Origin of the sequence: Achromobacter sp. HNDS-1, from assembly GCF_040084795.1 — a bacterium.
Lineage (GTDB): Bacteria > Pseudomonadota > Gammaproteobacteria > Burkholderiales > Burkholderiaceae_B > Achromobacter > Achromobacter ruhlandii.
Genome location: NZ_CP157584.1, coordinates 3,491,238 through 3,510,319 on the forward strand (window position 1 = coordinate 3,491,238; position 19,082 = coordinate 3,510,319).

The following is a 19,082-nucleotide window of genomic DNA, read 5'->3' on the forward strand; positions in this document are numbered from 1 at the left end:
GAGCCGCCCTCGACAGCGCGCTGACGGTCACATTACATTTGCGCAAGCTCGGGCCCGCCACGGCGATCATCCGGCCGCCGGCCGCTCCTGGCGCCGCGCCTCGCTCTCGGCCAACTCCACCTCTTCGGCATCCTTGCGGTGCATCAGCCGGTACAGCGCCGGCAGCACCAACAGCGTCAGGATGGTCGAGGAAATGATGCCGCCGATGACCACCGTGGCCAGCGGCCGCTGCACCTCGGCGCCGGTGCCGGTGGCGATTGCCATGGGCACGAAGCCGAGCGAGGCCACCAGCGCGGTCATCAGTACCGGCCGCAGCCGCGTCAGGGCGCCCTCGCGCACCGCCTGGTCGAGCGGCTTGCCGGATTCGCGCAGCGAGCTGATGAACGACAGCAGCACCAGGCCGTTCAGCACCGCCACGCCGCACAGCGCGATGAAGCCCACCGCCGCGGTAATCGACAGCGGAATCCCGCGCAGCCACAACGAGATGACGCCGCCGGTCAGCGCGAAGGGAATGCCGGTGAATACGATCAGGCCGTCTTTGATGTTGCCGAACATCGCGAACAGCAGCCCGAACACCAGCAGCAGTGCCGCGGGCACGACGATCCGCAGGCGCTGCGCCGCCGATTGCAGCTGCTCGAAGGTGCCGCCCCAGGCGGTCCAGTAGCCGGCGGGCACCTTGATCTTCTCGGCCAGCGCCGCCTCGGCGTCGGCCACGAACGAGCCCAGGTCGCGGCCGCGCACGTTGGCGCTGACCACGATGCGGCGCTTGCCGTCTTCGCGCGAGATCTGGTTGGGGCCGGGCGCCAGGTCGAAGGTGGCTACTTCCGACAGCGGGATGTAGGCGGTCTGGGTCTGTCCTTCGCTCCGGGGCAGCGCGATGGGCAGCTTGCGCAGCGCCGGGATGCTCTCGCGCACGGTCTCCGGCAGGCGCACCACGATGTCGAAGCGGCGGTCGCCCTGGAAGAAGGTGCCGGCCTCGCGGCCGCCGATGGCGATGCCCAGCGTGTCCTGCACGTCGGCCAGATTCAGGCCGTAGCGGGCGGCGCGGGCGCGGTCGATGTTGACCGTCAGCACCGGCAGGCCGGTGGTCTGCTCGATCTTGACTTCGGAGGCGCCGGGAATCGCCTGCAGCACCTGGGCGACCTCGGCGGCGGAGCGGTTCAGCACCTCGTTGTCGTCGCCGAATATCTTCACCGCCACGTCGCTGCGCACGCCGGAGATGAGCTCGTTGAAGCGCAGCTGGATCGGTTGCGAGAACTCGTAGTTGTCGCCCGGAATCCGCGCGGCCTCTTCCTGGATCGCCTGCAACAGCTCGGCCTGGGTCTTGCGCGGGGCGGGCCACTGATCGCGGGGCTTGAGCATGATGTAGCCGTCGGAGATGTTGGGCGGCATCGGGTCGGAGGCGATCTCGGCGGTGCCGGTGCGGGCGAACACGCGTTCGATCTCGGGGAATTTCTGCTTCAGCCGGGTCTCCAGCTGCTTCTGCATTTCCAGCGACTGGCTCAGGCTGGTGCCGGGAATGCGCAGCGCCTGGATGGCGATGTCGCCCTCGTTCAGATTGGGGATGAATTCGCTGCCCATGCGCGCGGCGATCACGCCGCACACCGCCACGAACAGGGTGGCCGCGGCCAGCACCAGCGGCCTGCGGCGCAGGGCCAGGTCCAGCAGCGGCGCGTAGCGGCGCCTGGCCCACAGCATCAGGCGGTTTTCCTTTTCCGAGACCTTCTTGCCGATGAACAGCGCCACCGCCGCCGGCACGAAGGTGACCGACAGGATCATCGCGCCCAGCAGCGCCAGCACCACGGTCAGGGCCATGGGATGGAACATGCGCCCCTCGACCCCGCTGAGCGCGAAGATCGGCAGGTACACCACCATGATGATCAGCTGGCCGAACAGCAATGGCCGGCGCGCCTCGCGCGCGGCGGCGAAGACCTCGTGGAAACGCTCGCTGCGTGTCAGGGGCCGGCCCTGCTGTTCCTGCGCGTGGCTCAGGCGCCGCACGCAGTTCTCGACGATCACCACGGCGCCGTCGACGATGATGCCGAAGTCCAGCGCGCCCAGGCTCATCAGGTTGGCGCTGACCTTGTAGGTGACCATGCCGGTGAAGGTGAACAGCATCGACAGCGGGATCACCATGGCGGTGATCAGCGCGGCGCGGATGTTGCCCAGGAACAGGAACAGGATCACGATCACCAGGGTCGCGCCTTCCAGCAGGTTCTTCTTGACCGTGGCGATGGCCTTGTCGATCAGGTTGCTGCGGTCGTACACGGTGACGGCCTGGATCCCGGCCGGCAGGGTCTTGTTGATGGCGTCGATGCGCGCCGACACCGCCCGTGACACCGCGCGGCTGTTCTCGCCGATCAGCATGAAGACGGTGCCCAGCACCACTTCCTGGCCGTTGTCGGTGGCCGCGCCGGTGCGCAGCTCGCGGCCGATGCCGACCTCGGCCACGTCGCGGATGCGGATGGCCTGGCCGTCCACGGCGGTTAGCACCACGTCGCGGATGTCGTCGATGGAGCGCACCTGGCCCGGCGCGCGGATCAGGTACTGCTCGCCCTTGCGTTCGATGTAGCCGGCGCCGACGTTGGCGTTGTTGCGGTCCAGCGCCGTCATGATGTCGGTCAGCGACAGGCCGTAGGAGGCCAGCCGCTCGGTGTCGGGCGCCACCTGGTATTCCTTGGCGAAGCCGCCGATCGAGTTGATCTCGGTGACGCCGGTGATGTTGCGCAGCTGCGGCTTGATGACCCAATCCTGGATCTCGCGCAGGTCGGTCGGCGTGTAGGGCGTGCCGTCTTCCTTCTTGGCGCCCGGCTCGGCCTCCACCGTCCACAGGTAGATCTCGCCCAGGCCGGTGGAGATCGGCCCCATGGTCGGCGTGATGCCTTCCGGCAGGCTCTCCTTGGCTTCCTGCAGCCGCTGGTTGACCAGCTGGCGGGCGAAGTAAATGTCGGTGCCGTCCTGGAAGATCACCGTCACTTGCGACAGGCCGTAGCGTGACAGCGAGCGGGTCTGCTGCAAACCGGGCAGGCCGGCCATGACGGTTTCGATCGGATAGGTGATGCGCTGCTCGGTCTCCAGCGGCGAATAGCCCGGCGCGCCGACGTTGATCTGCACCTGCACGTTGGTGATGTCCGGCACGGCGTCGATGGCCAGCCGGGTGTAGTTGTAGACCCCGATGGCGGCGACGCCCAGGGTGACGAAGATGACGAGCCAGCGCTGCTCGATGGCGAAGCGGATGAGGCGTTCGAACATGTCTGCGTGCTCCGGCTCAGTGCGCGTGGCTGGCGCTGGCCTTGCCCTGCTCGGCCTTGAGCACGAAGGCATTGCGGGCGACGTAGCGGGTGCCGGCGGCCAGGCCCGACAGCACTTCGACCTGCTCGCCCGTGGCGCGGCCCAGCTTGACCGGCCGCGCCAGGAAGCCGTCCGGCACTTCCACGTACACCACCGATTCGTTCTCGACGGTCTGGACCGCGTCGGCCGCCACCACCACCGCGGCGTCGGCGCTGCTGGTGACGACGTTGACCGAGACGAACAGGCCCGGGCGCCAGGCCATGTCGGGGTTGTCGAGGGTGACGCGGGCCGTGGCGGTGCGGGTCTGCTGGCCCAGCAGCGAGCCGATGTACGACACCTCGCCCCTGGCGCGGCCCGAGAACGCCGCGGAGTCGACGCTGGCGGCCTCGCCCACGCGCACGTCCTGCAGGTCCTTGGGCGCGATCACGAACTCCGCCCAGACGGTGCGCAGGTCCGATAGCGTGAAGATGCTGGCGGTGTCGGCCAGCGCCTCGCCCAGTGCGATGTGTTTCTCGACCACCACGCCATCGAACGGCGCGCGGATCTCCAGCCGGCTCAGGTCATTGGACTGTGGCGGTGCGCCAATGGCCGCCAGCTTCTGCGCGGCGTTCTGCACCGCGATCTGGGCTTCCTGCAGCGCGGTGCGCGCCTGCTGGTAGTCCTGCTCGGCCGAGACTTTCTCGCGCCACAGCTTGAGTTCGCGCTGGTGGGTGGCGGCGGCCAGGTCGCGGCGCTTGCTGGCGGCCAGCCATTCGCTGCGCAGCTCCGACAGCGCGGTGCTGGACAGCGCCGCCAGCAGGTCGCCCTTTTTCACTTGCTGGCCCAGGTCCGCCGATACCTCCTGCACCACGCCGGCCAGTCGCGGCACCACGTGCGCGGTGCGGTCGGCGTTGAACTTGATCTCGCCGGGGAAACGCGACGCGGTTTCCAGTTTGGCGGGGCCGGCCGTTTCGATCCCGAGGCCGGCGGCCTGAATCTGCTCGGCGCTCAGCGTGATCTTGTCTTCATTGTGATCGGCGGCCGCTTCGGCGTCGCCGGCCTTGGCCTGCGGCGCGGCGTCGGCGGCCGGGTGACGGTGTCCGTCGCCGGCGGCGTCGGCCTGGGCCGGGCGTGGCAGGGCCAGCGCCAGCAGGCAGGCGGCGGACAGGGCGGCGGCCAGCGCCGGTCGGGAAAAGGCGGAAAGCGCGGTGTGCATGGTCATGAGAGGAATAAGGTCAACGGCCGAGAATGCGATCGATGTCCGCCGCCGCCTGATAGGCGCTGGCCAGGACGTTCAGGTAAGCGATGTTTCCTTGCGACAGCGTGCGCTGCGCGTCCAGCACTTCCAGGAAACTGACCTTGCCGGCCTCGAAGCCCTTGCGAGCGCTCTCGTAGGCCTCGTTGGCGCCGGGCAGCACGGTGCCGCGGTACTCGCGCACCGAATTGGCGGCCAGGTCGAATCGCGACACGGATTGCAGCAGGTCGGCGGTCAGGCGCGACTCCAGCTCGCGGTACAGGTCCTGCGCCTTGTATGACTGCATCGTGGCCGAATAGACGTTGCCCTGGTTGCGGTCGAACAGCGGCAGGGGGATCGATACGCCGAACTGCGCCTTGTTGCGGCCCTGTTCGTTGTCGCGCGCGACGCCGGCGCTGAGCGTGATGTCGGGATAGCGCTTGCTTTTCTCGACCTCCAGCTGGGCCCGTCCCAGTTCGACCGAGAGGCGGCCCGCCTCCATGCGCGGCGAGGCGGCCAGCGCGGCGCGCAGGTCGTCGATGGCGTCGCGCCGTGGCAGGGCCTGAAGGTCCGCGCTGACCCGCGCGAAATCCGCTTCCGGCGCGCCCCACAACTGCCCCAGCTTGCGCCGCGCCGCGTCCAGCGCGGAGTCGGCGGCGCGGGCTTCGATGCGCGAGTTGGCCAGTTCGACGCGGGCCTTGCTGCTTTCCAGCGGCGGCGCCTTGCCAGCCGCCACGCGCCGTTCAGCCAGGCGCAGGGCGTTCTGGGCAATCTCGACCGTGCCCTGCGCCACCCGTACCGTTTCCTGCGCCACCGCTACGTCGAAGAAGGCGGCGATGACGGCGGCGCGCAGGTCGGCGCGCGCGCTGGACAGATCGCGCCGGGCGATGTCGCGCGCCAGGCCGGCGGCCGTGATGCGCGCGCCGCGCTTGCCGCCCAGCTCGACCGGCATGCTCAGGGCGGTGGTGGTGGTGCGGGTGCTGCGGCGGTTGTCGTCGATGCCGACTTCGAGGCTGGGGTTGGGGATGACGCCGGCCTGCGTGACCTGGCCTTCGCTGGCCGCGGCCTCGTTGCGCGCGGCCGCCAACAGCGGGTTGCGTTCATAAGCGGCGGCCAGCGCCTGTTCCAGGGTCAGGGAGGGCGCGACGCGGGAGGCCGGCGCGGCCGCCCCGGGGCCCGCCTGGCTCCAGGCGGGCGAGAGGAAGACGGCGGCCGCCACGAGGAGCGGTATCGGGGATAAACGCATGAGGTCAACCAAGGGAGGGAAGCCACGGACTCGGGCTGAGACAGGCATTGGTGGGCACTCTATCCAACGGGCCTCGTCAGATCCTCGACAGAAAAATGACATTTCCGTAAGGTTCGCGCGCCTTACGAATTCGTAATCGGCGTGTTGGCGAATTGACGCGGTCGTGTCCGTAGAGTGTCTTCACCGCTTAACAAAAAGCGTGCAGGCGCGGCGTCCTGGCCGCCCCGGCAAGTCACCGAAACTGGGAGATATCCTCATGAAGCAACGCATCGTCGCCACCCTTGCCCTGTGCGGCGCCCTGGCCGTGCCGGCCCTGGCCAGCGCCAACAGCACCTGGCACCCGACCAACACCGAGATCGGCTACAGCATCGCGCCGGACCATGCGGCCATGGGCAAGACCGGCGAGCAGGTCGCCAGCGAACTGGCCGCCGCCAAGGCCGACAGGCGCCAGTGGTTTTTCACCTACTACAACCTGGGCAAGCCGGGCTGGGCCAAGCAGGGCACGTCGCGCACCCGCGCCGACGCGCTGGCGGAAGTCGAGGCGATGACGCCGGCCGAGCGCGCCCGGCTGGACGCGATCTATACCCCCGGTTGAACGCGCCCCGTCGTTTCCGCGCCGTTCGCGGCCAGCGCGCCGCGGGCGGCAACCGGTGCGGCCCGGCCGCCGCCGCCGTCCCGCGCCCTGGCGCGTGGACGGCGGCTGTCGTATTCCGACGCCGCGAACGTAGAATAGGGTGGCACTGCGTCGCGGTTCGTCCCTTTCTCCATCCGGGGCCTCATGAAAATACTGGTCATTGAAGACGAAAAGAAACTCGCCGAATACCTGCGCCGCGCGCTCACCGAGCACAGCTACGTGGTCGACGTGGCGATGGACGGCGTCAGCGGCCTGCACCTGGCGCGCGAAAGCCAGTACGACCTGATTCTGCTGGATGTGATGCTGCCGGGCATGGACGGTTTTTCGGTGCTGCACGAACTGCGCAAGACCGACCGCGTGCCGGTGCTGATGCTGACCGCGCGCGACAAGCTGGAAGACCGCGTCAAGGGGCTGCGCGATGGCGCCGACGATTACCTGGCCAAGCCTTTCGCCTTGTCCGAACTGCTGGCGCGGGTGCTGGCGCTGGGTCGTCGCAGTGGCCACAACGTGGCCGAGGCCGGCGGCCAGAATGTGCTGCGCATCGGCGACCTGGAACTCGACCTGCTGCGCCGGCGCGCCTATCGCGCCGGCACCCGGCTGGACCTGACCGCCAAGGAATTCACCCTGCTGGCGCTGCTGATGCGCAAGCAGGGCGAGGTGCTGTCGCGCCTGGAGCTGGCCGAGCAGGTCTGGGACATCAACTTCAACAGCAACACCAACGTGGTCGAGGTGGCGGTGCGGCGCCTGCGCGGCAAGGTCGACGACCCGTTCGAAAAGAAGCTGCTGCACACCGTGCGCGGCATGGGCTACGTGCTGGAAACGCGGGACGACTGATGCCGGCGCCGCGTCCCAGGTCATTGCGCCGCTGGCTCACGCGCTGGCTGGCGATCCTGACGTTCGCCGGCCTGGGCCTGGTGTGCGTGGCGGTCTATTGGGCCACCAATCGCAATCTGTCGACCCGGCAGGAAGCGCTGCTGGCGCAGAAGATGGAAGTGATCAAGCACCTGGTCGAGGAGAACGCGGCCAAGGGCGATTCGGCCTCGCTGCGGCATAAGCTCGATGACTTCTTCTACGGCCGGCCCGATTTTTCGCTGGCGCTGGAGATCGATGGCAGAAGGGTGGTTTATGGCCTGCCCGATGACAACGACGCCGGTCACGACAGACGCATCAATTTCACGCTGCCGGTGCCGGGCTCGCCCGGGGGCTCCATGAATGCGGAACTGGTGCTGGATATCACTTCCGACCTGCACCTGCGGGCCGCGCTGGCCTGGACCCTGTTCGCCTGCGCGCTGGCCGGCGCCATCGTGGTGTCGGCGCTCGGCACGCGGCTGGTGCGGCGCGCCATGGCGCCGGTCGACGAACTGGGCCGCCAGGCCGCGCGGCTGTCGCCCGACCGCATCGGCGAGCGGCTCGACGAAAGCCACCAGGCCGAGGAGATCCGGCCGCTGGTGCACCAGTTCAATGCGGTGCTGCAGCGGGTGGAGCGCGCCTATGTGCAAATGGAAGGTTTCAACGCCGACGTGGCGCACGAGCTGCGCACGCCGCTGGCGACGCTGATCGGCGAGACCGAACTGGCGCTGAGCGGCCGGCGTTCGGAGCAGGAGCTGCGCGAAATCCTGGGATCGAACCTGGAGGAACTGCAGCGGATGTCCGGCATCGTCAACGACATGTTGTTCCTGTCGCAGGCCGACCGCGGCGCGCAAGCGCGCGGCGCCTGGATCCCGAGCCTGGCGCAGGTGTTGTCGGAGGTGGCGGACTACCATGAAGCGGAAGCCATGGACGCGGGCCTGTCGTTCGCGGTCTCGGGCGAGGCGGCGGCGCAGGCCGATCGCTCGCTGCTGCAGCGGGCGGTCTCCAACCTGGTGTCCAATGCCGTGCGCTATGCGCACCGGGGCAGTCGCGTCGATCTGCTGATCGACCGGGGCGAGGCGGGCATCCGCGTCGCCGTGCGCAACCAGGGCGATCCCATCGGCCAGGAGCATCTGCCGCGGCTGTTCTACCGCTTCTACCGCATGGACGCGGCGCGGCCCTTCGATGCCAATCACCATGGGCTGGGACTGGCCATCGTCGCCGCCATCGCCCGCATGCACGGCGGCAGGCCGTTCGCGTGCTCGGAGGGCGGCGTCGTCACCATCGGCTTCTGGATTGCCGACCGCCACATTACAGAAAACTAATCTTCCTGTGCGGCTTCTGTTGGCATGCCTTGCCTAGACTGCTTCTGTACGCCGGCCGCGCCCCTGTGAGGGTGCGCGGGTCCGAGCGCGATGGAGCGTTTATGCAGCGATGGAAGCGGGCGGCATGTGCCGCCATGGTGACGGCGGGCCTGGCCGCGGCCTGGCCCGCATCGGCGGCCCGGCCGGCGCCTGGCCTGGACGGCGCCGCGGCGGTGGACTGGCAATGCGACGTGCCGGCCGAGGCGCGGCGCGAGTTCGCCGCGCGGCGCGCGCAGGGCGCAACGACGCGCGAGGAAGTGCGCGCCGACGTCGAGGTCTGGCGCGCATCCGGCATGGCGCAGCTGTCGCGCGCGCGTCCCTTGCCCGACGTCTTCAGCGAGCGCTATCGGCAACACTACGCGACGTATCTGCGGATGCGCGGCGGACCGGAATTCGAGGCCGCGCTTTGCAGGGAGTTGCAGGATGCGCGCTGAACCGGCGCCGCCGGCGGCGCGGCCATGCCGCACAGCATGGCCTGCCTGGGCTAGCGTGGTTACTCGCTATACGTCTTGGTGCTGTAGAGGCTGATCGGCAGCAGGTTCAGCACCGGCAGGCCGGACACCGGATCCTTGGCCTGCTTGTCGATGTAGGCCTGCAGCACGTCGGCATCCAGCACGCCGATGTCCTGGCGCCGCGCCGCCGGCACGTTGGCAAGGGTCTTGTAGCCATCGCCGCCGGTGGCGTTGAAGCTCAGCACGAACAGCTTGTAGGTGCGGTTCAGGTCCAGCGGCAGCCAGTTGCCGCTGGCGCTGTCCAGCACTTCGATGTTCGACACCCGGCTGCCCTGGGCCAGGGCGGCATTCACGTCCCAGCGCAGTCCGCCCGCGTACGGGTAAGGGCCGGTGGAGCCGCCCGGGCCGTAGACCGCCTGCATGCCGTCTTCCAGCATGCCCTTGACCTCGGCGCCGGTGATATCCAGGCGCCAGAGCATGTTGCCGAACGGCACGACCTCGATCACGTTGGCCGCCGTCACATTACCCAGCAGCGGCACGCGCACGCCGCCACCGCTTTGCAGGGAAATGTCGGCGCCGCCGTAGCTGGCATTGGCCACTTCCAGGTAGGCCTGGGCCACCAGCTGCTGGATGTCGCCGCCGTGCAGGCTGACGTTGCCCAGCGTGTTGCAGGCGACACTGGAACGGCCATAGTCGCGCGAACCGGGGCCGCCGGGCACGCGCCGCGAGCACAGCTCCTGCGGCACCGTGGCCACCAGGCTGGCGCTGAACGCGTCGACCTTGGCCTTGAAAGGCTGCAGCACGGCGGTGGCTTGCGGGTCCGGCGCCTGCACCCGCAGGAAGCCACTGGCGGCCACGTCCGCCAGGATGGCGGCCTGGTCGGCCGCGGCGGGCGTCGCGCCGCCGATCTTGAAGGCATCGCCCACCAGCACGTGCGGCGTGCCGGCGCAGGCCGTGACATCGCCGTTGGCGTCGAAGCTGACCTTCAGTTCGCCGACCACCTGCGAGTATTCCCAGGCCTGCACCAGACAGACGCGTTTGCCGTCCTTGTTGCGCAGTTCGGTGGGGTATGGGCCGGCGGGCGAGCCGACGCCATAGGTCGACAGGGCGGCCGGTCCCAGCAGGGTGTGCGAATCTCCACCCACCACCACGTCCACGCCGCTCAGGTTGGGGATGATCTGCTTGTCGTACTCGTAGCCGATGTGGCTCATCACCACGATCTTGTTCACGCCCTGCGCGCGCAGGGCATCGATCTGTTGCTGCGCGGCGGCGGTTTCGTCGGAGAATAGCGTGCCGGGGTCGGGGCTGGACGACTGCTGCGTCTTGTTGGCGATGGTCAGGCCGACCAGGCCGATCGGCTGGTCGTCGCGCCGCAGCACGATGGAAGGCTTGACCATGCCGGGCGCGCGCGCCGGGTTCAGCGCCGAGTTGGCGCCGAACGTCACGTTGGCGCTGAGCACGGGCGTCTGGCAGGTGCCTGCATGCAATAGTTCGATGAAGCGCTTCAGGCCGCTGTCGCCCTTGTCGAATTCATGGTTGCCCAGCGTCATGGCGTCGAAGCAGACCGTGTTCATCAGGGCCGCGTCGGCCTCGCCCGGCTCGCCGGCGCGATTGAAGTACAGCGTGCCGGTGGTGGCGTCGCCGGCGTGCAGCTTGAGCACGTTGGGCGCCTGCGCCGCCAGCGCCTGGAACGCGGCGGTCACGCGCGGGAAGCCGCCGATGTCGTCATTGACCGCGACGCGCGAACCCGCGGCGTTCAGCAGCTTCAGGTCTTTCTTCTTGCTGTCCAGGTTGGAATGATGATCGTTGATGTGCAGGATCGTCAGTTCCATCGGCCGGCTGGCGACCGGCGCCGGCTCGGGCGGGGGACTGGCCGGCGTCTCGTCGTCGTCGCCGCCGCCGCAACCGGCCAGCAGGGCCACCAGGCTCAATGCGGCCGCGCCGGCCGTCCTCTTCCACGTGATCATTCGCGCGCATCCCTCTGTCTTCGGAGGGCGCATGGTCGCGGGCCGAGATTACGCGAAGATGAATGACGGGCCTGTCATATTTGGCGCGGCGGCTGTCGCCGACTTGTCATGAAAGAAAACGGGCCCGGCGCATGCGCGCCGGGCCCGCGGGAACCTCAGCCGGGGCGTCAGTAGTGGATCACGGTGCGGATCGACTTGCCTTCATGCATCAGGTCGAAGGCTTCGTTGATGCGTTCCAGCGGCAGCGTGTGGGTGACGAACGGATCCAGGTCGATCTTGCCGCTCATGGCATCCTCGACCATGCCCGGCAGCTGGGTGCGGCCCTTGACGCCGCCGAAGGCCGAGCCGCGCCAGACGCGGCCGGTGACCAGCTGGAACGGGCGCGTGCTGATTTCCTGGCCGGCGCCGGCCACGCCGATGATGATGCTCTCGCCCCAGCCCTTGTGGCAGCATTCGAGCGCGGCGCGCATCACGTGCACGTTGCCGATGCACTCGAACGAGAAGTCCACGCCGCCGTCGGTAAGCTCGACGATCACTTCCTGGATCGGCTTGTCGTGGTCCTTGGGGTTGATGCAGTCGGTGGCGCCCATGGCGCTGGCCAGCACGAACTTGTTCGGGTTGGTGTCGACCGCGATGATGCGGCCGGCCTTGGCCTGCACCGCGCCCTGGATCACCGCCAGGCCGATGCCGCCCAGGCCGAACACGGCCACGGTGTCGCCTTCCTTGACCTTGGCGGTGTTGTGCACCGCGCCCAGCCCGGTGGTGACGCCGCAGCCCAGCAGGCAGACCTTTTCGTGCGGCGCGGCCGGGTTGATCTTGGCCAGCGAGATCTCGTTGACCACGGTGTACTCGCTGAAAGTGGAGCAGCCCATGTAGTGGTAGAGCGGCTTGCCTTCATAGCTGAAGCGCGAGGTGCCGTCGGGCATCACGCCCTTGCCCTGGGTGGCGCGCACCTTCTGGCACAGGTTGGTCTTGCCCGACAGGCAGAACTTGCACTCGCGGCACTCGGCCGTATACAGGGGAATGACGTGGTCGCCCGGCTTGAGCGAGGTCACGCCTTCGCCGACCTCGACCACCACGCCAGCGCCTTCGTGGCCCAGCACGGCGGGGAACAGGCCTTCGGGGTCGTCGCCGCTCAGGGTGAAGGCGTCGGTATGACAGACGCCGGTGTGGGTGATCTGCACCAGCACTTCGCCGCGTTGCGGCGGGGCGACGTCGATTTCAACGATTTCCAGCGGCTTGCCAGGGCCGAATGCGACGGCTGCGCGTGATTTCATGAGGGGCTCCAGAAGGTCGGATGGGTTATTTGAGATAAGAGCGGACGATGCGCATGACCTGGTCGATCTCCGCTTCGGGTTCGAGCGCCGCGCCGGGTCGTGCGCCCTGGGCGGATTGCAGGAAGGTCTCGCGCAGGTGGCTTTCGAGCACTTCGGCCATCAGCCCCGTGGCCGCGCCGCGCAGGGCCGCCAGCTGCTGCAGCAGCGCGCCGCATTCCGTGCCTTCGTTGACGGCGCGCTCGAGCGCCAGGGCCTGGCCCTGGATGCGGCGCAGGCGCGTGGTGACGCGCTTTTTTTCTGCGGGGGAATGGGGCACGGCGGCCTCCGGATGGATACAGGGGGGGAGTATAAGCCGGCTGACCGGGTGCGTCCAGCGCGGGCTGCCTGTCTGTACATGTCCAGCCGACCCCTATAATCGGCATTCGTTCCACGGCACGACACAGGATACCCCTTGGCTTCTCCCCCGCCCCGTTTGCCGGCCCAGCCCTCGGCCCCGCCGGCGCCGCTGTACGCACAGCTCAAGCAGATGATCGCCCAGCAGATCCGCAGCGGCGCCTGGCCGGCGCACTACCGCGTGCCTTCGGAAAGCGAGCTGGTGCAGGAGCTGGGCTACTCGCGCATGACGGTCAATCGCGCGCTGCGCGAACTGACGGCCGAAGGCCTGCTGGTGCGCATGCAGGGCGTGGGCACGTTCGTGGCCCAGCCCAAGACCCGCTCGGCGCTGTTCGCGGTCAACAACATCGCCGACGAGATCAGCGCGCGCGGGCATCGCCACCACGCGCGCGTGGTGCGGCTGGCCGAGGAACCCGCCGGCAGCGAGCAGGCCGCCGCGCTCGACATCCGCGAGGGCCAGCCGGTGTTCCATTCGCTCATCGTGCACTACGAGGACGACGTGCCGATCCAGCTCGAAGACCGCTACGTCAATGTGCGCCTGGCGCCAGACTATCTGAAGCAGGACTTCACCCAGCACACGCCCTATGAGTACCTGACGCGCGTGGCGCCGCTGACCGAGGGCGAGCACGTAGTCGAGGCCATCGTCGCCAAGCCGCGCGAGTGCCAACTGTTGCAGATCGAGCGCAGCGAACCCTGCCTGCTGATCCGCCGGCGCACCTGGTCGGGCGAACGCGCCGTCACCCTGGCGCGCCTGATCCATCCCGGTTCGCGCCATCGCCTTGAAGGAAAATTCTCCACATGATCCCGTTCGATGTGCGCCTGTACCGGGCACAGGATTACCCGCGCATGCCCTGGCGCAATGGCGGCGGCACCACCCAGGAAGTGGCCTGCAACGATGGCGGCGACAGCGCCGCGTTCGAATGGCGCCTGTCCATCGCCGACGTGGCCCAGGATGGCGGGTTCTCGTCGTTCAATGGCCTGCAGCGCATCATCACGGTGCTCGAAGGCGCCGGCATCGCCCTGACCGTCGACGGCCAGGCGCAGGCGCCGCTGCGGCCGCGCCAGGCCTACGCGTTTTCCGGCGATGCGCGGGTCGACTGCCGCCTGCTGGACGGCGCCATCCGCGACTTCAATCTGATCTACTCGCCGCGTCACTACCGCGCCCGGCTGCAGTGGATCGGCGGCGTGCGCGAGTGGGCGTTCCATAGCGCCGCCAGCACGGTGTTGCTGCTGAACGCGGGGCAGGCGCTGACCGTCCGGCGCGACGGCCGCGCCTTGCCCGAACCGGCGCGCTACGACTGCCTGCACATCGAACAGCAGGCCGCGGCGCGCGAGGACGGCCGCGATGATCTGGCCGAGTACCGGCTGGCGTCGGCGTCGATGCTGGACGCCTGCCTGATCGAACTGCAGCGGCGCCACGGTTGAACGGCCTCAGCCACTGATCGGTCGTTTTTGTACGGGAAATCCCTGACCTTAAAACAACTCCATCGGACTTGTATATACAAGCATAGGCATCCTATGATTCGGCATCCGCCGCGTTTCACCGCGCGCCGCCCTCGAACACGGAGACTGCCTTGGAAAAATCGAACCGATACCGCGACGTCGAGATCCGCGCCCCGCGCGGCAACCAGCTGACGGCCAAGAGCTGGCTGACCGAAGCGCCGCTGCGGATGCTGATGAACAACCTCGACCCGGACGTGGCCGAGAATCCCAGGGAGCTGGTGGTGTACGGCGGCATTGGCCGCGCCGCGCGCGACTGGGACTGCTACGACCGGATCGTCGAGACGCTCAAGCGCCTGGAGGACGACGAAACCCTGCTGGTACAGTCGGGCAAGCCGGTGGGTGTGTTCAAGACCCACGCCAACGCGCCGCGCGTGCTGATCGCCAATTCCAACCTGGTGCCGCACTGGGCCACCTGGGAACACTTCAACGAGCTGGACGCCAAGGGCCTGGCGATGTATGGCCAGATGACCGCCGGCAGCTGGATCTACATCGGCAGCCAGGGCATCGTGCAAGGCACCTACGAGACCTTCGTCGAGGCCGGCCGCCAGCACTACGGCGGCGACCTGGCCGGCCGCTGGGTGCTGACCGCCGGCCTGGGCGGCATGGGCGGCGCGCAGCCGCTGGCCGCGACGCTGGCCGGCGCCTGCTCGCTGAACATCGAGTGCCAGCAGGCCAGCATCGACTTTCGCCTGCGCACCCGCTACGTCGACGAGCAGGCCCGCGACCTGGACGACGCGCTGGCGCGCATCGCTCGCTACACGGCGGAAGGCCGCGCGGTATCGATCGCGCTGTGCGGCAACGCCGCCGAGGTGCTGCCCGAGCTGGTGCGCCGTGGCGTGCGTCCGGACATGGTGACCGACCAGACCAGCGCCCACGATCCGCTCAACGGCTATCTGCCCGCCGGCTGGACCTGGTCCGAGTACCGCGAGCGCGCCCAGCGCGAGCCTGCGGCGGTGGTCAAGGCGGCCAAGCAGTCGATGGCCGTGCATGTCAAGGCCATGCTCGACTTCCAGAAGCAGGGCGTCCCGACCTTCGACTATGGCAATAACATCCGGCAGATGGCCAAGGACGAGGGCGTGGCGAACGCCTTCGATTTCCCGGGCTTCGTGCCCGCCTACATCCGGCCGCTGTTCTGCCGCGGCGTCGGTCCGTTCCGCTGGGCCGCGCTGTCGGGCGACCCGCAGGACATCTACAAGACCGACGCCAAGGTCAAGGAACTGATTCCCGACGATGCCCACCTGCATCGCTGGCTCGACATGGCGCGCGAACGCATCCGCTTTCAGGGCCTGCCGGCGCGCATCTGCTGGGTCGGCCTGGGCCAGCGCGCCAGGCTGGGCCTGGCGTTCAACGAGATGGTGCGCAGCGGCGAACTGTCGGCGCCCGTGGTGATCGGCCGCGACCACCTGGACTCCGGTTCGGTGGCCAGCCCCAACCGCGAGACCGAGGCCATGCGCGATGGCACCGACGCGGTGTCCGATTGGCCGCTGCTCAACGCCCTGCTGAACACCGCGGGCGGCGCCACCTGGGTCTCGCTGCATCACGGCGGCGGCGTGGGCATGGGCTTCTCGCAGCACGCCGGCATGGTGATCGTGTGCGATGGCACCGACGCGGCGGCCGAGCGCATCGCCCGCGTGCTGACCAACGATCCGGGCACCGGCGTGATGCGCCATGCCGATGCCGGCTACGACATCGCCATCGACTGCGCCCGCGAACAGGGCCTGGACCTGCCCATGATCAACGCCACCCGCTGAGCCGGCGGCACGCTGTGGAACAACCAGGGCGCCGCCGGACGGTGTCCACGAGGAGACCTCGCATGCAGCAGGACCGCGCGGCGCAAAAAGGGGCGTTGATCGAACGACGCTCCATCGACTACATCCCGGAGAGCGAGCGCCACGGCCGGCTCTACAGCCAGTTCACGCTCTGGCTCGGCGCCAACCTGCAGATCACCGCCATTGTCACGGGCGCGCTGGCGGTGGTGCTGGGCGGCGATGTGTTCTGGTCGCTGATCGGCCTGTTCCTCGGCCAGGTGTTCGGCGGCGCCGTGATGGCCCTGCACGCGGCGCAGGGGCCCAGGCTGGGCCTGCCGCAGATGATCTCCAGCCGGGTGCAGTTCGGCGTCTACGGCGCGGCGATCCCCATCGTACTGGTGTGCCTGATGTACCTGGGCTTCACCGCCACGGGCACGGTGCTGTCGGGCCAGGCCATCGGCCAGCTGCTCGGGGTCAGCGACAGCGCGGGCATCCTGCTGTTCGCCGCCGTCATCGTGCTGGTGACCGTGTTCGGCTACCGCATGATCCACATCATCGGCCGCGTGGCCAGTGTGCTGGGGCTGGTCGCCTTCGTTTACCTGTTCAGCCGCGTGGTCACGCTGGGCGACCTCAGCCAGTTGCTGCGGATCCGCCATTTCAGCTGGACCGCGTTCCTGCTGGCGGTATCGCTGGCGGCCTCCTGGCAGATCGCCTACGGCCCCTACGTGGCCGACTATTCGCGCTACCTGCCCAGCCGCACGTCGCCGCTCAGGACCTTCCTGGCGGTCGGCGCGGGCTCGGTGCTGGGTGCGCAGATCGCCATGACCCTGGGCGTGCTGGCGGCGGCCATGGCGGCCGGACAGTTCGCCGGCCGCGAGGTGGCCTACATCGTCGGCCTGGGCGGCGCGGGCGCCACGGCGGCGCTGCTGTACTTCAGCATCGCGTTCGGCAAGGTCACCATCTCGACGCTGAATTCGTATGGCAGCTTCATGTGCATCGCCACCATCATCAGCGGCTTTCGCGGCCATGTGGACATCTCGCGGCGCCAGCGGCTGGTGTTCGTGCTGCTGATCGTGGGCGCGGCCACCTGTGTGGCGCTGGCGGGGCAGCACTCGTTCCTGAACGCCTTCAAGTCGTTCATCCTGTTCCTGCTGGCCTTCTTCACGCCCTGGAGCGCCGTCAACCTGGTCGACTACTACTTCATCAACCGCGAACGCTACGACGTGGCCGCGCTGTCGGACCCCGATGGCCGCTACGGCCGCTGGAACTGGCCCGGCATCCTGGTCTACGTGACGGGCGTGCTGGTGCAGATGCCCTTCATCTCGACCAAGCTCTACACCGGTCCGATGGTCGCGCACCTGGGCGGCGTGGATATTTCCTGGATCATCGGGCTGGTGGTGCCCGGCATCCTCTACTTCATCTTCGCCCGCCGCGCCGGGCAACCCGCGCACCTGCCGGCGCGGCGCGGCCACGATATCGCATGACACCGAAGCCTCATCCTGGAGAACAAGAAATGGATCTGCACCTCAAGCCCGGCCACCTGACGCTGGCGCAATTGCGCCAGGTGTACCAGCAGCCCGGCCGCCTGACGCTGGACCCTGCCGCCCATGGCCCGATCGACGCCAGCGTCGCCTGCGTGGACCGCATCATCGCCGAAGGCCGCACGGCCTACGGCATCAATACCGGCTTCGGCCTGCTGGCCTCCACCAAGATCGCCCGCGAAGACCTGCAGGCGCTGCAAAGCTCGCTGGTGCTGTCGCACGCGGCCGGCGTGGGCGAAGCGCTGGACGACGCCATGGTGCGCCTGATCATGGTGCTCAAGATCAACAGCCTGGCGCGCGGCCGCTCGGGTATCCGCCGCAAGGTCATCGACAGCCTGATCGCGCTGGTCAACGCCGGCGTCTATCCGCATATCCCGCTGAAGGGGTCGGTGGGCGCTTCCGGCGACCTGGCGCCGCTGGCGCACATGTCGCTGCTGTTGCTGGGCGAAAGCCGCGCCCGCTGCGACGGCGAGTGGCTGCCGGCCAAGGCGGCGCTGGCCCGCGCCGGACTGGAGCCGCTGACGCTGGCGGCCAAGGAAGGCCTGGCGCTGCTGAACGGCACCCAGGTGTCCACCGCCTACGCCTTGCGCGGACTGTTCGAGGCCGAGGACCTGCTGGCCGCCGGCCTGGTTTGTGGCAGCCTCAGTGTGGAAGCCATGCTCGGCTCGCGCGTGCCGTTCGACGCCCGCATCCACGAGGCCCGCGGCCAGCCGGGGCAGATCGACGTGGCCGCCGTGTACCGCGACCTGCTGACCGAAGACAGCGAGGTCGGCCACTCGCATGCCGACTGCGACAAGGTGCAGGACCCCTACTCGCTGCGCTGCCAGCCGCAGGTGATGGGCGCCTGCCTGACGCAGATCCGTCACGTGGCGCAGGTGCTGCAGATCGAGGCCAACGCTGTCTCCGACAATCCGCTGGTGTTCGCGGAACAGGGCGACGTGCTGTCGGGCGGCAACTTCCATGCCGAGCCGGTGGCGCTGGTGGCCGACAACCTGGCCCTGGCGCTGGCCGAGATCGGCGCGCTGTCCGAACGCCGCATTTCGCTGATGATGGACAAGCACATGTCGCAGTTGCCGCCGTTCCTGGTGAGCAATGGCGGCGTGAACTCCGGCTTCATGATCGCGCAGGTGACCGCGGCCGCCCTGGCCAGCGACAACAAGGCGCTGGCCCACCCGGCCAGCGTCGACAGCCTGCCGACCTCGGCCAACCAGGAGGACCACGTGTCGATGGCGCCCAACGCCGGCAAGCGTCTCTGGCCCATGGCCGATAACGTGCGCGACATCCTGGCGATCGAGTGGCTCGGCGCTTGCCAGGGCCTGGACTTCCGCGCTGGCCTGAAAACCTCGCCGAAGCTGGAGCGCGCGCGCGGCCTGCTGCGCGAGAAGGTCGCGCACTACGAGAAGGACCGCTTCTTCGCGCCCGACATCGAGGCCGCCAGCCAGCTGATCGCCGGCCGGCAACTGAACGCGCTGATGCCGGCGGGTCTGCTGCCCAGCCTGTGACGCTTCCGGGCGGCCGGCGCGCGCCGAGCGGGGCGCCGGCTCCCTGACGCTGGCCGTCCACGGGCGGCCGGCCGCCGCTCGGCCAGAAAACGATACGGAGAC

Annotated in this window: 15 protein-coding genes; 9 read left to right on the forward strand and 6 right to left on the reverse strand. The window is 68.7% G+C overall.

The features are described from left to right. Window positions 1-66 precede the first annotated feature (66 nt). The 3 genes from ABFG95_RS16205 to ABFG95_RS16215 are packed head-to-tail and all read right to left on the reverse strand — an operon-like array spanning window position 67 to window position 5,723. On the reverse strand, window positions 67-3,252 hold the full coding sequence (locus ABFG95_RS16205) for a CusA/CzcA family heavy metal efflux RND transporter (RefSeq protein WP_348994775.1): 3,186 nt from the start codon (window positions 3,250-3,252) through the stop codon (window positions 67-69). 16 nt (window positions 3,253-3,268) lie between these two features. Next, complete coding sequence (locus ABFG95_RS16210; RefSeq protein WP_278991892.1) at window positions 3,269-4,492, reverse strand: efflux RND transporter periplasmic adaptor subunit; 1,224 nt, start codon at window positions 4,490-4,492, stop codon at window positions 3,269-3,271. A gap of 13 nt (window positions 4,493-4,505) precedes the next feature. After that, window positions 4,506-5,723, reverse strand: coding sequence for a TolC family protein (locus ABFG95_RS16215; RefSeq protein WP_348994776.1), 1,218 nt, complete (start codon window positions 5,721-5,723; stop codon window positions 4,506-4,508). A gap of 283 nt (window positions 5,724-6,006) precedes the next feature. On the opposite strand from ABFG95_RS16215, the gene ABFG95_RS16220 reads away from it, so the two are divergent. The 4 genes from ABFG95_RS16220 to ABFG95_RS16235 all read left to right on the forward strand — a co-directional run bounded on the left by ABFG95_RS16220 (window position 6,007) and on the right by ABFG95_RS16235 (window position 9,031). Then, complete coding sequence (locus ABFG95_RS16220; RefSeq protein ID WP_049070714.1) at window positions 6,007-6,345, forward strand: DUF4148 domain-containing protein; 339 nt, start codon at window positions 6,007-6,009, stop codon at window positions 6,343-6,345. 183 nt (window positions 6,346-6,528) lie between these two features. Then, window positions 6,529-7,218: a heavy metal response regulator transcription factor gene (locus ABFG95_RS16225; RefSeq protein ID WP_020925543.1), complete on the forward strand. Its 690-nt coding sequence runs from the start codon at window positions 6,529-6,531 to the stop codon at window positions 7,216-7,218. Further along, complete coding sequence (locus ABFG95_RS16230) at window positions 7,218-8,558, forward strand: heavy metal sensor histidine kinase (protein ID WP_348994777.1); 1,341 nt, start codon at window positions 7,218-7,220, stop codon at window positions 8,556-8,558. The genes ABFG95_RS16225 and ABFG95_RS16230 overlap by 1 nt, the downstream gene beginning before the upstream one ends. Before the next feature lie 101 nt (window positions 8,559-8,659). After that, window positions 8,660-9,031 carry a hypothetical protein gene (locus ABFG95_RS16235; RefSeq protein ID WP_278991897.1) on the forward strand — a complete coding sequence of 124 codons (372 nt, stop codon included), beginning with the start codon at window positions 8,660-8,662 and terminating at the stop codon, window positions 9,029-9,031. A 59-nt stretch (window positions 9,032-9,090) separates the two neighbouring features. Here the strand turns inward: ABFG95_RS16235 and ABFG95_RS16240 are convergent, their stop codons facing one another. The 3 genes from ABFG95_RS16240 to ABFG95_RS16250 form a co-directional block, all read right to left on the reverse strand. Further along, complete coding sequence (locus tag ABFG95_RS16240; protein ID WP_175145120.1) at window positions 9,091-11,016, reverse strand: 5'-nucleotidase C-terminal domain-containing protein; 1,926 nt, start codon at window positions 11,014-11,016, stop codon at window positions 9,091-9,093. Between the two features lie 167 nt (window positions 11,017-11,183). Beyond that, window positions 11,184-12,293 (reverse strand): S-(hydroxymethyl)glutathione dehydrogenase/class III alcohol dehydrogenase, encoded by a 1,110-nt coding sequence (locus tag ABFG95_RS16245; RefSeq protein WP_049070720.1) that lies wholly within the window; start codon window positions 12,291-12,293, stop codon window positions 11,184-11,186. A gap of 25 nt (window positions 12,294-12,318) precedes the next feature. Then, window positions 12,319-12,609, reverse strand: coding sequence for a metal/formaldehyde-sensitive transcriptional repressor (locus tag ABFG95_RS16250; protein ID WP_049070722.1), 291 nt, complete (start codon window positions 12,607-12,609; stop codon window positions 12,319-12,321). Between the two features lie 135 nt (window positions 12,610-12,744). Here ABFG95_RS16250 and hutC point away from each other — a divergent pair, with 135 nt between their 5' ends. From hutC to hutH, 5 genes are all read left to right on the forward strand, one after another. Next, the gene (gene hutC / locus ABFG95_RS16255; protein ID WP_059268985.1) at window positions 12,745-13,488 is read left to right on the forward strand and encodes a histidine utilization repressor; all 744 of its coding nucleotides are present in this window, start codon (window positions 12,745-12,747) and stop codon (window positions 13,486-13,488) included. After that, window positions 13,485-14,111: a HutD family protein gene (locus ABFG95_RS16260; RefSeq protein WP_049070725.1), complete on the forward strand. Its 627-nt coding sequence runs from the start codon at window positions 13,485-13,487 to the stop codon at window positions 14,109-14,111. The genes hutC and ABFG95_RS16260 overlap by 4 nt, the downstream gene beginning before the upstream one ends. A 149-nt stretch (window positions 14,112-14,260) precedes the next feature. Then, complete coding sequence (gene hutU, locus ABFG95_RS16265) at window positions 14,261-15,940, forward strand: urocanate hydratase (protein WP_063569091.1); 1,680 nt, start codon at window positions 14,261-14,263, stop codon at window positions 15,938-15,940. A gap of 62 nt (window positions 15,941-16,002) precedes the next feature. After that, window positions 16,003-17,421: a cytosine permease gene (locus ABFG95_RS16270; RefSeq protein ID WP_348994778.1), complete on the forward strand. Its 1,419-nt coding sequence runs from the start codon at window positions 16,003-16,005 to the stop codon at window positions 17,419-17,421. A 29-nt stretch (window positions 17,422-17,450) separates the two neighbouring features. Continuing rightward, window positions 17,451-18,980 (forward strand): histidine ammonia-lyase, encoded by a 1,530-nt coding sequence (gene hutH, locus ABFG95_RS16275; protein WP_049070730.1) that lies wholly within the window; start codon window positions 17,451-17,453, stop codon window positions 18,978-18,980. Window positions 18,981-19,082 lie beyond the last annotated feature (102 nt).